General features: G+C 76.9%; 5 protein-coding genes. 4 read left to right on the top strand and 1 reads right to left on the bottom strand.

Features of this window, described 5'->3' with window-relative positions; translation table 11 throughout:
• Window positions 1–41 precede the first annotated feature (41 nt).
• Window positions 42–935 carry a LysR family transcriptional regulator gene (locus tag Sspor_RS09615; RefSeq protein ID WP_202198664.1) on the bottom strand — a complete coding sequence of 298 codons (894 nt, stop codon included), beginning with the start codon at window positions 933–935 and terminating at the stop codon, window positions 42–44.
• A 607-nt stretch (window positions 936–1,542) separates the two neighbouring features.
• On the opposite strand from Sspor_RS09615, the gene Sspor_RS09620 reads away from it, so the two are divergent.
• Genes Sspor_RS09620 through Sspor_RS09635 form a run of 4 tightly spaced genes read left to right on the top strand, consistent with a single transcriptional unit; the run spans window position 1,543 to window position 14,166 of the window.
• A complete protein-coding gene (locus tag Sspor_RS09620) occupies window positions 1,543–8,403 on the top strand; it encodes a type I polyketide synthase (protein ID WP_237403783.1) in 6,861 nt (2,286 codons plus the stop codon).
• Window positions 8,396–13,009 carry a type I polyketide synthase gene (locus tag Sspor_RS09625; RefSeq protein WP_202198665.1) on the top strand — a complete coding sequence of 1,538 codons (4,614 nt, stop codon included), beginning with the start codon at window positions 8,396–8,398 and terminating at the stop codon, window positions 13,007–13,009. Before Sspor_RS09620 ends, Sspor_RS09625 begins: the two co-directional genes overlap by 8 nt.
• On the top strand, window positions 12,999–13,319 hold the full coding sequence (locus Sspor_RS09630; RefSeq protein WP_202198666.1) for an acyl carrier protein: 321 nt from the start codon (window positions 12,999–13,001) through the stop codon (window positions 13,317–13,319). The genes Sspor_RS09625 and Sspor_RS09630 overlap by 11 nt, the downstream gene beginning before the upstream one ends.
• A 7-nt stretch (window positions 13,320–13,326) precedes the next feature.
• Window positions 13,327–14,166, top strand: coding sequence for an alpha/beta fold hydrolase (locus Sspor_RS09635; protein ID WP_202198667.1), 840 nt, complete (start codon window positions 13,327–13,329; stop codon window positions 14,164–14,166).

The following is a 14,166-nucleotide window of genomic DNA, read 5'->3' on the forward strand; positions in this document are numbered from 1 at the left end:
TCCCGTTCGAGCATCGTTCAATGCCGCGGGGGCATGTCCGGTCAGCGCACCGGCTCCCGGACCGGCGCCTTGTGCCCGGCCTGTGCGATGAACGCGCGGGCCGCCCGGCTGAGCGGCCGCCGGGCGTGGGCGATGCCCACCGGGCGCAGCAGCGGCGGCGTGAAGGAGCGGATCTCGGCCCGGCTCCCGAAGGCCCTCGGCACGACGTCCCGGTACCAGATGAGGGAGCCCCGGCCGTCCGTCACCCCCGTCACCCAGGCGAGCCGCTCGTCGACCTCCAGGGTCGGCAGGGGCCGCACCCCGAGACAGCTGAACATGGCCTCCATCTCGGTGCGCCGGCCGGTCCCCGGAGTGGGCAGCACCATCGGCAGCCCGTCGAGCATGCGCAGGGGCATCGGGTGGGGCAGCCGGGAGCCCAGGGGCGATATCAGCACCACCTCCCGCTCCTGGATGAAGTGGGTGGAGAGCTCCTTGTCGACGGGCAGGTCCACCAGGGCCAGCTCCGCGCGCCCCTGGGTCACCTCCTCGACCAGGTCCTCCCTGCTGCCGTGCTGCCGGAGCCGGACGTCGACGGCCGGGTGCCGTCCGGTGAAGCCCGCGATCAGGTCGGTGGCCAGGTCGAGGGCGAGGGTGGGGGTGGTGACCAGCGTCAGGACCGCCCGGGCGTCCCCGCCGTGCGGGGTCCCGATGTCGTCGATGGCCTCCACCGCGTTGAGCACGGTCCGGGCCAGCCGGACGACCCGGGCCCCCTCCGGCGTGAGGTCCACCCCCCTTCCCCGGCGGGCCAGGAGCTCGACGCCGAGATCGCGCTCCATCGCCTGCACGGCCCGCGACAGCGCGGACTGGGCGACGAACACGGAGGCGGCGGCCCCGGTGATGGACCGGCAGTCGGCGACGGCGACGAGGTAGCGGAGCTGCGCGAGGGTGGGGGTCATGACCGGACGGTAACCGCGTGCGGCTGTACCTGTAAGGGCCCGTCGGGTGAACAACTGACCGTGTCCGGTGTGCCGGTCATGCCCGGTCGGCGGTGAGGCATGCCGGGGCGGCATGCCCGCGAGGACTCGGTACGCGGGCCCGCGCGGCGGGGGCGGCCCGGCCGGGCGGAGAACGCCGCAGGCCACCGGCTCGGCCGGGGGGTGCCGGGGCCCCGCCCGGGCGGGATTCCGGGTGGCACGTGTAGGCCGACGGCGCGAAGCATCGTATTCCGCATGGCTGTTGACAGTGCACGGTGGCCCCCGCACGATGCAACGCGGCATGCGGGTGTTTGACCATGGTTCAAGCCCGCCGTACCCGCGGTGGGTGCCCCGGCCGGTGTGCGCGTGACCGCCGCGCTCCCCCTCCTTCCGCCCTGCCCCGCACCGCCGTTGCACGGCTCGTCGGTTCCCCGGCACCACGGCACCTCGGCACCTCGGCACCACGGAACGTCGGTCGACCCGCCCGCCGTCGGCCCTCCTTCCGTCCCGCACCGCGCCCTGTCACGCCCTGTCACGCCCTGTCACGCCCTGTCACGCCCTGTCACTCAGCATTGGAAGAGGAGCGCCCGTGACCCCCCACCACCCGCAGCCCGCCGCCACCCGTGACCTGGTCGTCGCCGTCAGTCCCTTCGAGGAGCCCCACCCGGCCGTCGTGACCGCCGCCGAACGCGCCGGAGCCCTCGGCCTGCTCGACCTCGGCCGGGACGCGGGCGCCGCGCGGCGCGCCTTCGCGGAGCTGGCCCGCCGGCTCGGTGACGGGGCCCGGTACGGGGTGCGGGTGCCGGCCGGCTGCCCGCTGGGCCCCGGGGAGCTGTCCGCCGCGGTGGACACCGTGCTGCTCGCCGACCCCGCCTCGCACACCGCCGAGTGGGTGGCCGCATGGGCCGCGGCGGCCGGGCGGCCCCGGGTGTGGGCCGAGGTCACGGATGCGGCCGAGGCCGTGACGGCCGTGACCGCCGGGGCGGACGCCCTCGTCGCCAAGGGGCACGAGGGGGGCGGCCGGGTGGGCCCGGCCACCACCTTCGTCCTGCTCCAGCAGCTCCTGGGCGACCCCGCTGTCCGGGTACCCGTCCGGGCCTGCGGCGGGATCGGCCCGCACACGGCGGCCGCGGCCGTCGCGGGCGGGGCCGCCGGGGTGCTGCTCGACGTACAACTGGCGCTGACCACCGAGGGCGAGGCCGGGCTCCCGGAGGAAGTCACCGCCGCGCTGCGGTCGATGGACGGTTCCGAGACCCGGTCGGCCGACGGGTACCGGGTGTTCGCCCGGCCCGACCTGCCCCCGCCCGACGGGCCCGTGCCCGCCCTGCTCGGCGCCCGCGACCTGCGCACCCAGCTGCTGCCCGTCGGCCAGGACGGGGCCTCGGCGGCCCGGCTGGCCACGCGGTACCGGACCACGGGAGGCGTCCTGCAGGCCGTCCGGGCGGCCGTCGCCGGGCACCTGGAAGCGGCGGTCCGGTCCCGGCCCCTGGTGCGGCCGCTCCCCGTCGCGCAGGGCCCGATGACACGGGTGAGCGACCAGGCGGCCTTCGCCGCGGCGGTGGCCGCCGCGGGCGGGGTCCCGTACCTCGCGCTCGCGGTGATGGAAGGCCCGGACGTACGCCGGCTGCTGGCGGAGACGGCCGAGCGGCTCGGGGACCTCCCCTGGGGCGTGGGCCTGCTCGGCTTCGCCCCGCCCGAGCTGCGACAGGAGCAGCTGGCGGCCGTGAACGCGGCACGCCCGCCGTTCGCGATCATCGCCGGCGGCACCCCAGCGCAGGCGGCCTCGCTGGAGGCCGCCGGGATCCGGACCCACCTGCACGTGCCCTCGCCCGGCCTGCTGGAGCGCTACCTCGCCGAGGGCGCCCGGCGGTTCGTCTTCGAGGGGCTGGAGTGCGGTGGGCACGTCGGTCCGCGCGCCTCCTTCCCGCTGTGGGAGGAGCAGATCGAGCGGCTGCTGGCCTGCCCCGAACCCGAGGCCCTGGACCTGCTGTTCGCGGGCGGGATCCACGACGAACGGTCCGCCGCGATGGCGGTGGCGGCCGCGGCCCCGCTGGCCGACCGGGGCGCACGGGTCGGGCTGCTGATGGGCACCGCCTACCTGTTCACCGAGGAGGCCGTGGCGGCGGGCGCGGTTCGGCCGGGCTTCCAGCGGGCGGCGGTGGAGTGCACGGACACCGTGCTGCTGCACACCGCGCCCGGCCATGCCACCCGGTGCGCGGCCACCCCGTACGCCACGGCCTTCGAGGCGACCCGGCGGCGTCTGGCGGACAGCGGCATCGAGCCGCGCACGATGTGGGAGGAGCTGGAGCGGCTGAACCTGGGGCGGCTGCGGATCGCCAGCAAGGGCCTGCGCAGAGGCGCCGACGGGGACGGTGCGCTTGAGGCCGTGCCCGAGGAACAGCAGCGGACCGACGGGCTGTTCATGCTGGGGCAGGCCGCCACCCTGCGCACGGCCACCACCACGATCGCCGCCCTGCACGCACAGGTCACCGAGGGGGCCACCGCGCTGCTGGAGCGCCGGGCCCGCGAATTCGCCGGCCCGGGGTCCTCGGCGCGGCAGGCGCCGCGGGCCGCCGACCCGCTCGACATCGCCATCGTCGGGATGGCCTGCGCCTACCCCGGCGCCCCCGACCTCGCCGCCTACTGGGCCATGGTCCTCGCCGGGACGGACGCCGTCACCGAGGTGCCGGCGGAGCGCTGGGACCCGGCGCTCTACTACGACGCCGACCCCGCCCGGGCCGGTGAGCGCAGTCCCTCCCGCTGGGGCGGCTTCCTCGGCCCGGTGCCCTTCGACGCCCTCGCGCACGGCATCCCGCCCGCCTCGCTCGCCGGGATCGAGCCCGTGCAGCTGCTGGCCCTGGAGATCTCGGCGCGGGCCCTCGGGGACGCGGGATACGGCAGGGACCGCGCCTTCGACCGCTCCCGGACCTCGGTGGTCTTCGGCGCGGAGGCCGGTACGGAACTCGCCGGCGCCTACGGGCTGCGCGCCCTGCACCCCGCCTACCTGGGGGAGCTCCCGGCCGGGTTGGACGAGCAGCTGCCACGCCTCACCGAGGACTCCTTCCCCGGGATCCTCGCCAACGTCATCGCCGGGCGCGTCGCCAACCGCCTCGACCTGGGCGGCGCGAACTGCACGGTCGACGCCGCCTGCGCCTCCTCGCTCGCCGCGCTGGACCTGGCCTGCCGCCAACTGCGCGATCACGACAGCGACATGGTGCTGTGCGGCGGAGCCGATGTGCACAACGGGATCAACGACTACCTGATGTTCGCCTCCGTCCGCGCCCTGTCGCCCGGCGGCCGCTGCCGGCCCTTCGACGCGGCCGCGGACGGGATCGCGCTCGGCGAGGGCGTGGGCGCGCTCGTCCTGAAGCGGCTCGCGGACGCGGAACGCGACGGCGACCGCGTGTACGCCGTGATCAAGGCCGTGGGCGCCGCCAGTGACGGCCGTTCCCTCGGCCTGACCGCGCCCCGGCCGGAAGGCCAGCGGCGGGCCCTGGAGCGGGCGTACTCCCGGGCCGGCATCACCCCCGCCCAGGTGGGCCTGATCGAGGCGCACGGCACGGGCACGGTCGTCGGGGACAGCACCGAACTGGCCGTGCTGAGCGAGCTGTTCACCGCGTCCGGGGCCGAACCCGGTTCCTGCGCGCTGGGTTCCGTGAAGTCGCAGCTCGGGCACACCAAGTGCGCGGCCGGGCTGGCCGGGCTGATCAAGGCGGCCCGGGCGGTCCACACGGGCGTGCGGCCCCCGACCCTGCACATCGACACGCCCAACCCGGCCTGGCGGGAGGAGAGCAGCCCGTTCTCCTTCGACGCCGAGGCCCGGCCCTGGCCGGTGCCCGCGGAGCGGCGGATCGCCGGGGTGAGCGCCTTCGGCTTCGGCGGCACCAACTACCACGCGGTGCTGGCCGGTCACGGCGGCTCGGCGGAGCCCCGGCAGGGGCTGGAGGAGTGGCCGGCGGAGCTGTTCTGCTTCCGCGGCGAGGACCGGCGGGCGGTGGGCCGGGCCATGGCCCGGCTCGCGGCGCGGCTGGAGGAGAACGACGCGGCCGGGCGGCCCTGGGCCCTGCGGGACCTCGCGGCGGAGACGGCCGCGCCCCCCGGCCGGGTCGTGGTGGCGGTCGTCGCCGCCGACCTGGACGAACTGGCGGCCCGCCTGGAGCGGGCCCGCGCCTTCACCCCGGGCGCGGGGGTCCACGTACGGGAGGAGGGGGCCGCGGAGCCGGGCGAGGTGGCGTTCCTCTTCCCCGGCCAGGGCAGCCAGCGCCCGCGCATGCTCGCCGACCTCTTCACGGCCTTCCCCGCCCTGCGCGCCCTGCTGGACTCGGCACCGCCCCCGGTGGTGTCGACGATGTTCCCTCCGGCGGCGTTCACCGCCGAGGGGCGGGCGGCCCAGCGGGCGGCGGTCACCGACACCCGCGTGGCGCAGCCGGCCCTCGGCCTGGCGGGGGCGGCGGCCCATCTGCTGCTCGGCGAGCTCGGCGTACGGCCGGACTGCGTGGCCGGGCACTCGTACGGGGAGCTGACCGCCCTGTGGGCGGCCGGGGCCTACGACACGGAGGGCCTGCTGCGGCTGAGCGCGCGCCGGGCCGAGGCGATCGTGACGGCCGCGGGCGCGGATCCCGGATCGATGGCGGCGGTGTCTGCCGCGCCACACGAGGTACGGGAGATCGCGGACCGCGCCGGGTGCGTGGTGGCGAACCACAACGCACCCCGGCAGTGCGTGATCTCCGGCCCGACGGCGGCCGTGTCCACGGCGGTGGCGGCCCTGCGCGAGGCGGGTTTCGCGGCCGAACCCCTGCCCGTGGCCTGCGCCTTCCACAGTCGGGTGGTCGCGGGTGCGGCGGCATCGCTCACCGTGGAGCTGGCGGCGACGGCGGTCACGGCCCCGCAGATCCCGGTCTGGTCGAACACGACGGCGGACCGGTATCCGGGGACACCGGAAGAGGTACGAAGCCTTGCCGCGCGCCAGGTGGCGGAGCCGGTCCGGTTCGTGGAGCAGGTGGAGGCCATGTACGCGGCCGGTGTCCGGACCTTCGTGGAGGCGGGGCCCGGGCGGGTCCTGTCCGGTCTGGTCGGCCGAATCCTGCACGGGCGACCGCACACGGTGGTCCCGCTGGACGTACCGGGCGAGCACGGCCTGGTCCGGCTGGTGACCGCCTTGGCCGAACTGCTCGCGGCGGGCGTGCCGGTGGTGCCGCGGGCCCTCTTCCGCGAACGCACCTCCCGCCTCCCGGACCACGCCCCGCGGCGCCCGGGCTGGCTGGTCGACGGCCACCTGGTCCGCACCGCGGACGGCGAGCCCGTCCCGGGCGGCCTGCGCCCGGCCCGCCGGGTGCGCCCCGCGGTGGCGGACCCCGGTACGGCGGGCACGGCGGCGGTGGCCGGCACCGGTCTCCGGGAGGAGGCGGTGCTGGAGTACCTGCGCGGCACCCGCGAGCTGGTGGCGGCCCAACGGGACGTCCTGCTCGGCTTCCTGGGCGCCGGGGCAGGCCCGGGCTCCGAGGGGGCCGGGATGGTGCCGGGGCGATCCCCGCAGGGCGCCGAACGCACCGCCGCCGCGCCGTCCGGCCCCGAGCCCCGTTCGGCGTCCGGGGAGACGCCCCGGCGCGCGCCCGGCCCCGGCGGAGCCGCCCCCGCCGCTCCCGCCCCCGCGTCACAAGGCCCCCGCACCGCCGAGGAGGTCATGGACCTCGTCCTGGAGATCGTCCACACCCGCACCGGATACCCCCGGGACATGCTCGACCCCGCGCTGGACCTCGAAGCGGACCTCTCCATCGACTCCATCAAGCGGGTGGAGATCATCGGTGCCCTCGCCGACCGCATCGGACTCCCCCAGGACCCGGGCGGCGGCTCCGCCGAGTCCGCCGTCGAGGAGCTGTCCCGGATCAAGACCCTGCACGGCATCGTCGCCTGGATCACCTCCCGCGCACCCGCGACAGTCTCCGCACCGGCCACACCCTCCGGCCCCGCCGCACCCCCCGGCCCCGCCGCGCCCACGATCGGGCGGCTCCAGGTGGACCTGCTGCCCGTAGCGGCGCCCGGCGGCGACCCCCAGTGCCTGCGCGGCCTGCGCATCGGGGTCGTCGACGACGGCCAGGCCATCGCGTCCGCCCTCGTCGCGGTCCTGGACGCACTCGGCGCCGAGCCCACCGTCCTGAACCTGGCCGAGCCCGGCTTCGACGGCCTCGTCGACCTCTCCGCGCTGCGGACCACCACCGACCCGGTGCTGCCCGACGCCTTCCCGGGGCTGCGGGAGGCGCTGACGACCGGAACCCCGCGGCTGCTGCTCGTGACCGGGCCCGGCACCCCCGGTGCCGGTCTGCACGGGTTCGCCCGCAGCGCGGCCCTCGAATTCCCCGGCACGCTGGTCCGCGCCGTGGACATCCACCCCAAGGAGGACCCGGAGCGCATCGCGGCGCAGCTCGTCGCGGAACTGAGCAGTCCCGGCACCGCCGGAGGCAGCGGCGGAAGCGGCAACGGCAACGGCGGCAGCGACGACGGAAGCCCCGTCGCCTCCATCGGGTACACCGCCGAGGGAACCCGCGTGGCCCGCCTCCCCGTGCCCGCTCCCCTGCGCGCGTCCGGCGGTCCACCGCCCCTGGAGCGGGGCTCGGTGGTCCTGCTCACGGGCGGCGCCCGGGGGATCACCGCCCGCACCGCGCTCGCCCTGGCCCGCGCCACCGGATGCCATGTGGAACTGGTCGGCCGCACCCCCGAACCGGCCGCCGAGGCCGACGGGTTCGGGCAGGCGCAGGACCGGGTCGCGCTGCGCGCGGCCCTGATCGCCGCGGGGCTGCGCACGCCCGCGGAGATCGAGGCCGCGGCCTCGCGGATCCTCGCCGAACGCGAGGTGCGGGCCACCCTGGCCGCCCTCGGCACCGCGGCGGCCTCCGTCCGCTACCACTGCGCGGACGTCACCGACGAGCGGGCCGTCCGGGCCGTCGTGGCGGACGTACGGGAGCGCCACGGCCGCCTCGACGGCATCGTGCACGGCGCCGGCGTACTGCGGGACGGGCTGCTGCGCGACAAGCAACCGGCCGACTTCGGCGCGGTGTTCACCACGAAGGTGGCCGGGGCCCGCCACCTGGCCGCCGCGGCGGCCGAGCACGGGGACGGTCCCGCGCCCCGGTTCCTCGCGCTGTTCGGCAGCGTCGCCGGGGTGTACGGCAACCGCGGCCAGTGCGACTACGCCGCGGCCAACGACGCCCTCGACGGCCTCGCGCACACCTGGGCCGCGTCCTTCCCGGGCCGGGTGCTGTCCGTCGACTGGGGTCCCTGGGCGGCGGAGGCGGGCGGGATGGTCACGCCCGAGCTGGAGCGTGCGTACGTCCGGCGCGGGATCCCGCTCATCGCGCCGGACGCGGGTGCCGCCGCGTTCCTCGACGAACTGGCGTACGGGAGCGACGTCCAGGTGGTCCTGATGGCGCAGGAGGTTCGGGGCGATGCGTGACGGAGAGCGGAGCGGCCCCCGCCCGGCCGATGCGGCGATCGTCGGGATGGGCGCGGTGTTCCCGGGGGCCGGCGATCTGGCCGCGTACCGGCGCAACCTGCTCGCCGGTACGGACTGCATCGGCGAGGTCCCGCCGGGGCGCTGGGACCCCGAGGTGTACTACGACCCGCAGAGCGCCACCGGACCCGTGGCGGGCGACCGGTTCTACTGCCGGCGCGGCGGTTTCGTCGACGGTCTCGCCGCCTTCGACCCGACCCGGTTCGGGATCATGCCGACGGCCGTGGAGGGAGCCGAGCCGGATCAGATGCTGGCCCTCCACGCGACGGCCGAGGCGATCGCCGACGCGGGCGGCGAGGCCCGGCTGCCCGCCGACCGGTCGCGGATCGGGGTGGTGCTGGGGCGCGGCGGGTTCATGGGGGTGGCCACCGCGCGGCTCGACCAACGGGTGCGTACCGCACACCAGTTGGCGCAGACCCTGCGGGAGCTGGCGCCGGAGCTGGGTGAGGGGCGGGTCGCTGCGGTGCGCTCCGCGTTCCAGGAGGCGCTGGGGCCGGAGCGGCCGGACGCGTCGATCGGGCTGGTGCCGAGCTTCACCGCCGCCCGGACCGCGAACCGGCTGGACTTCCGCGGCCCGGCCTACACCCTGGACGCGGCCTGCGCCTCCTCCCTGCTGGCGGTGGACCAGGCGGTGGGGCTGCTGGCAGCCGGGCGCTGCGACGCGGTGGTCGCGGGGGCGGTCCACCACTGCCACATCGCGACGCTGTGGAGCGTGTTCACCCAGCTCCGGGCGCTCAGCCCGAGCGAGCGGATCCGGCCCTTCGACCGCCGGGCCGACGGAACCCTGCTGTCCGAGGGCACCGGGGTCGTGCTGCTGAAGCGGCTGGCGGACGCGGAACGCGACGGCGACCGCGTGTACGCGGTGATCCGCGGCACGGGCGTGGCCGGGGACGGCCGTGCCGCGAGCCTCATGAGCCCGCTGGTGGCGGGCCAGGTGCAGGCCCTGGAGCGGGCCTGGCGGGAGGCCGGCCTGGATCCCCGGGCGCCGGGCGCGCTGGGGCTGCTGGAGGCGCACGGGACGGGTACCCCGGTCGGTGACGCCGCCGAACTGGACACCCTGGCGCGGGTCTTCGGTCCGCCCGAGCCCGGGGGAGGAGGCGGGATCGGCTTCGGCTCGGTGAAGTCGATGCTCGGACACACCATGCAGGCCTCGGGCATGGCCGGGCTGATCAAGGCCGCGCTCGCCGTGTACGAGGGGGTGCTGCCGCCGACACTGCACATCGAGGAGCCGCACCCGGACCTGGCCCGGACCCGGATGCGGCCGGTGGGCGCGGCCGAGCCGTGGGAGCGCGGGCCGGGGCCGCGCCGGGCCGGAGTCAACGCGTTCGGCTTCGGCGGGATCAACGCCCATGTGGTGCTGGAGGAGGCCCCGACGGCCTCGCGCCCGGCCCCCGCCCCGCGCCAGGCCCCCGCCCCGGCTCCGGCTCCCGCCCCGGCTGCCGCTCCGGTCTCCGGCCCCGGCCGGGTGGCGCCGGGGCGTCGTTTCCTGCCGCTGGGGGACCCGGCCGCGCCGGTCGGTCCGGCCGCGGGGGCCGACGTACTCCTGATCGGTGCGGACACTCCGGCGCAGCTCTCGGCCCGGCTGGCGGCGGCCGCCCCGGTGTCCGGCGGTGACGGGCCCGTCCGGCTCGCGGTGGTCGGGCCCACGCCCCAGCGGCTCGCGCTGGCCGCCAAGGTGGTGGCGCGCGGCCGGCCGTGGCGGGGGCGCGGGGACGTGTGGTTCACCCCGCAGCCGCTGGGCGGGCGCGTGGCCTTCCTCTTTCCCGGCCTGGAGCCGGAGTTCGCGCCCGTGGTGGACGACGTGGCCGCGCGGCTCGCGCTCGCGGCGCCCCGGCTCACCCGCGGCGCCTCGCTCGTGGAGCGGGCCCTCGACGCGATCGCGACGGGCCGCTTCTTCGCCCGCGTCCTGCCCGAACTGGGCATCGGGGCCGATGTGCTGGCGGGTCACAGCCTGGGCGAGTGGGCGGCGATGGTGGCCGCCGGCATGTACCCGCGGGAGGCGGCCGACACCTTCCTCGACTCACTGCGGCCGGGTGATCTCCGGGTCCCGGATCTCGTCTACGCGGCCCTGGGCTGCGGCGCGGCGCGGGCGCGGGCCGCGCTCCACGATCTGGACCGGGTGGTGGTCAGCCACGACAACTGTCCGCACCAGTCGGTGATATGCGGGAATCCTGCGCACGTGGCCGCCGCCGTGGCGCGGTTGCGCGGTGACGGTGTGCTGGGCCAGGAGCTGCCGTTCCGTTCGGGTTTCCACACCCCGATGTGGGAGCCGTATCTGGGGCAGGTGCGCGCCGCCTTCGACCGGCTGCCGCTGCGGCCCGCAGGGCTCCCGGTGTGGTCGGCCACCACGTGCGCGCCGTTCCCGTCGGGACCGCGGGAGGTACGCGACCTGGTCGTACGGCATCTGCTGGAGCCGGTCCGCTTCCGCGAGCTGACGCTGCGGCTGTACGAGGACGAGGGCGTGCGCGCCTTCGTCACGCTCGGCCCGGGAAGCCTGCCGGGCTTCGTCGAGGACACCCTGCGCGAGCGCCCCCACCTCTCGGTCTCCACGTCCTCGCCGCGCCTGCCGGGCCTGGCGGCCCTCCGCCGCACCTGCGCCGCACTCTGGGCCGAGGGGCACGCGCCCCGGTGGGAGCGGCTGGCCGAGGTGGCGGCCGTCGCGGCCCCGGTGCGCTCCCCCGGGCGCGGAATGCCGCTGGACCTCGGGTCCCCGCTGGTCCGCCTCGGCGAGCCGGCCCGGGCCGCACTCGCCGGCCTCCTGGGGACGGCGACGGCGACGGCACCGGACCCGGAACCGGAACCGGCACACCCGGCACCGCCCGGACCCGCGGGCGGCCGGCCCGTGCTGCTGTCCGCCCTGGACGCGGTCCTGGCCGACGCCGGCGCGGCCGCCCGGGCCGTCACCGAGGCCTGGTCGAGGGCAGCACCGGAGGCACCGGCCCCGGCTCCGACCCCGGCGGCCTCGACTCCAACTCCGGCCCCGGCAGCGGGGGATCACACCCTGCGGCTGTCCCTGGCCGCGCTCCCCTGCGTACGGGACCACTGCGTGTACCTCCAGCCCGACGACTGGCCGGAGGACTCCGACCGGTTCCCCGTCGTGCCCATGACCACCATGCTGGAACTGGCGGCCGACGCCGCCCGACGGCACGCCCCGCCCGGACTCGCCGTCATCGGCTACGAGGACGTACGGGCCCTGCGGTGGCTCGCGGTCGAACCGGCCGTCGACGTCGAGGTCACCGTCCGCGGCGACGGGCCCGGCCGGATGCGGGTCGGCCTCGGGGAGTACGCCTCGGTGGTCGTGCTGCTCGGCGAGCGGTACGGGGACCCGCCCGCGCCCGACGGCACGCCGCTGCGCGACCCCGGTCCCGCCCCGGTCAGCGCCGCCGCCCTGTACCGGGACCGGTGGATGTTCCACGGCCCCCGCTTCGCCGGGGTCCACGAGGTGCGCTCCGTCGGCTCGGACGGCATCCACGGGGTCCTGCGGGCCCTGCCCGACCCGGGCGCGCTGCTCGACGCCGCCGGGCAGCTCTTCGGTCACTGGATGCAGCTGCGCCTCCCGGTGGACCGGCTGGTGTTCCCGGCCACCGTGGACCGCATCCGGTTCTACGGCCCGCCGCCGGCCCCGCACGGGCTGATCGCCGCCACCGCCCGGATCCGGGCGGTGCAGGACGTCACCGTGCGCGGCGACATCGAGCTGCGCGGGCCGGGCGGCGCGGTGTGGGCCCGGATCGAGGGGTGGACGTACCGCCGGTTCGGCGCCGACGAGCGGGTCTGGCCGATGAAGTTCACCCCGGAGGTGTGCGGGATCGGCGAGCCCCGGCCCGAGGGCTGGTGCCTGGCCCGGCGACGCTGGAACGATCCCGCCTCGCAGGAGCTGGTGATGCGCCGCTACCTCGGCGCCGCCGAGCGGGCGGCCTACGAGCGGCTCGCGCCGCGCACCCGGGCGCCCTGGCTGCTGGGCCGGATCGCCGCCAAGGACGCGCTGCGGCAGCTGCTGTGGGACGGCGGGGCCGGGCCGGTGTTCCCCGCGGAGGTGCCGATCGGCAACGACCCGGCCGGCCGGCCGCTGGCCGAGTCCCGGCGGACCCGTGGTTTCCGGCTGTCGATCGCCCACAAGGAGCGCGTCGCGGTCGCCCTCGCCCACCCGTCCCGGCCGGTCGGGATCGATGTGGAGCAGGTGACCGCGGACCCGGACGCGCTGATCCGGATCGCCCTCGGGCCGGCCGAACTCCGCCTCGCGGAACGGCTGGCGGCCGAGGGGGGTAGCGGCCTGCCCGCCGCGCTGACCGCCCTCTGGTGTGCCAAGGAGGCCGCCGCCAAGGCGGCCGGGGGCGGGCTGGGCGGCCGGCCGCGGGACTGGCGCGTGGCCGGGGACCCGGATTCCGGCGCGCTGCTCGTGACCTCCCCCGCGGGGGACCCGTACCCGGTCCGCACCACACCGCTCACCGACACCGTGCCCGACCACGTCGTCGCCTGGACCGCTCACCTCGCGGCGCCCCGCCCCGTACCCGTCCCCCTTCCCCTCACGGAGGCCCGTCATGGCAATTGACATCCTCGCCGAGATCACCGGCATGCTCGTGGAGATCGTCGGCGACGAGTACCTGCTCGCGGAGGAGGTCACGATGAAGACGACCTTCAACGAGGATCTCGCCCTGGAGAGCATCGAGTTCGTCGCCCTCGCCGAGCTGCTCCACCATCGCTACGGCGCCGGCGTGGACCTGATGGGCTTCCTCGCCGAGAAGGACATGGACGCCATCCTGGCCATGTCGGTCGGGGAGCTCGTCACCCACATCGGCCGGATCACCCACACTTCCCTGGCGCGGGCCGCGGCGGGGTCCTCCCCCGCTTCGGCCGGCTGAGCCGGTCATGGCCTTCGTCCGCGCGGGCTCCCTGCGCTTCCACGTCCAGCGGCTCCCGGCCACCGCCGGCGCCGCCGCCCCCGACCGGCCCGTCGTGGTGTTCCTGCACGGGCTGGTCGTCGACAACCTCTCCTCCTTCTACTGCCCGCTGGCCCTGCCCGTGGCCCGGTCCGGTCACGAGGTGGTCCTCTACGACCTGCGCGGCCACGGCCGTACCGAGCGTCCGGGGTCCGGCTATGACAGCCGCACCGCCGTACGGGACCTCTTCGCCCTGCTCGGCGCGCTCGGTCTCGGGCGGCGCCCGGTCCACCTGGTCGGCAACAGCTACGGCGGGACCCTCGCCCTGCACGCCGCCCTGGCCCGGCCCGACCTGGTCACCGGGCTCACCCTCCTCGAACCGCCGCTCGGAGGCGCCTGGGTGGAGAACATGGTGGACACCCTGTCGGCCGCCGCGCTGAGCCTGGAGGACAGCGCGGTCCCCACCGAGCTGCTCACCCTGCGGCTGCGCAAGGCGGCCCATCTGACGGCCATCGCCGACGCCCTCCTCAACCGCACCACGCTCATCGACGACATCGCGGCGAGCCGCGTCTTCGCTCCGGCGGACTACGCCCGGCTGCGCTGCCCGGTGCTGGTCGTCTGCGGCGAGCACTCCGAACTGCTGGCGGGCGGGCGGGACGTGGCGAGGCACGCCCCGCACGGTGCGCTGCGGGTCCTGCCGGATCTGGGGCACGACGTCCTGAAGGAGAGCAGCGGGGTCCTGCGGGAGGCCGTGCTCGCCCACCTCGACGCCACGGCCGGTACGGCGACGGCGGCGCGGTGGCCGCGGAGGGGAGCGCTGGTCCCGTGA

Source organism: Streptomyces spororaveus, from assembly GCF_016755875.1.
GTDB lineage: Bacteria > Actinomycetota > Actinomycetes > Streptomycetales > Streptomycetaceae > Streptomyces > Streptomyces spororaveus.

Bases quoted from the DNA above. Each gene is read 5' to 3' on its own strand.
- Sspor_RS09615 (WP_202198664.1), bottom strand. From the start codon at position 935: ATGACCCCCACCCTCGCGCAGCTCCGCTACCTCGTCGCCGTCGCCGAC.
- Sspor_RS09625 (WP_202198665.1), top strand. From the start codon at position 8,396: ATGCGTGACGGAGAGCGGAGCGGCCCCCGCCCGGCCGATGCGGCGATC.
- Sspor_RS09630 (WP_202198666.1), top strand. From the start codon at position 12,999: ATGGCAATTGACATCCTCGCCGAGATCACCGGCATGCTCGTGGAGATC.
- Sspor_RS09635 (WP_202198667.1), top strand. From the start codon at position 13,327: ATGGCCTTCGTCCGCGCGGGCTCCCTGCGCTTCCACGTCCAGCGGCTC.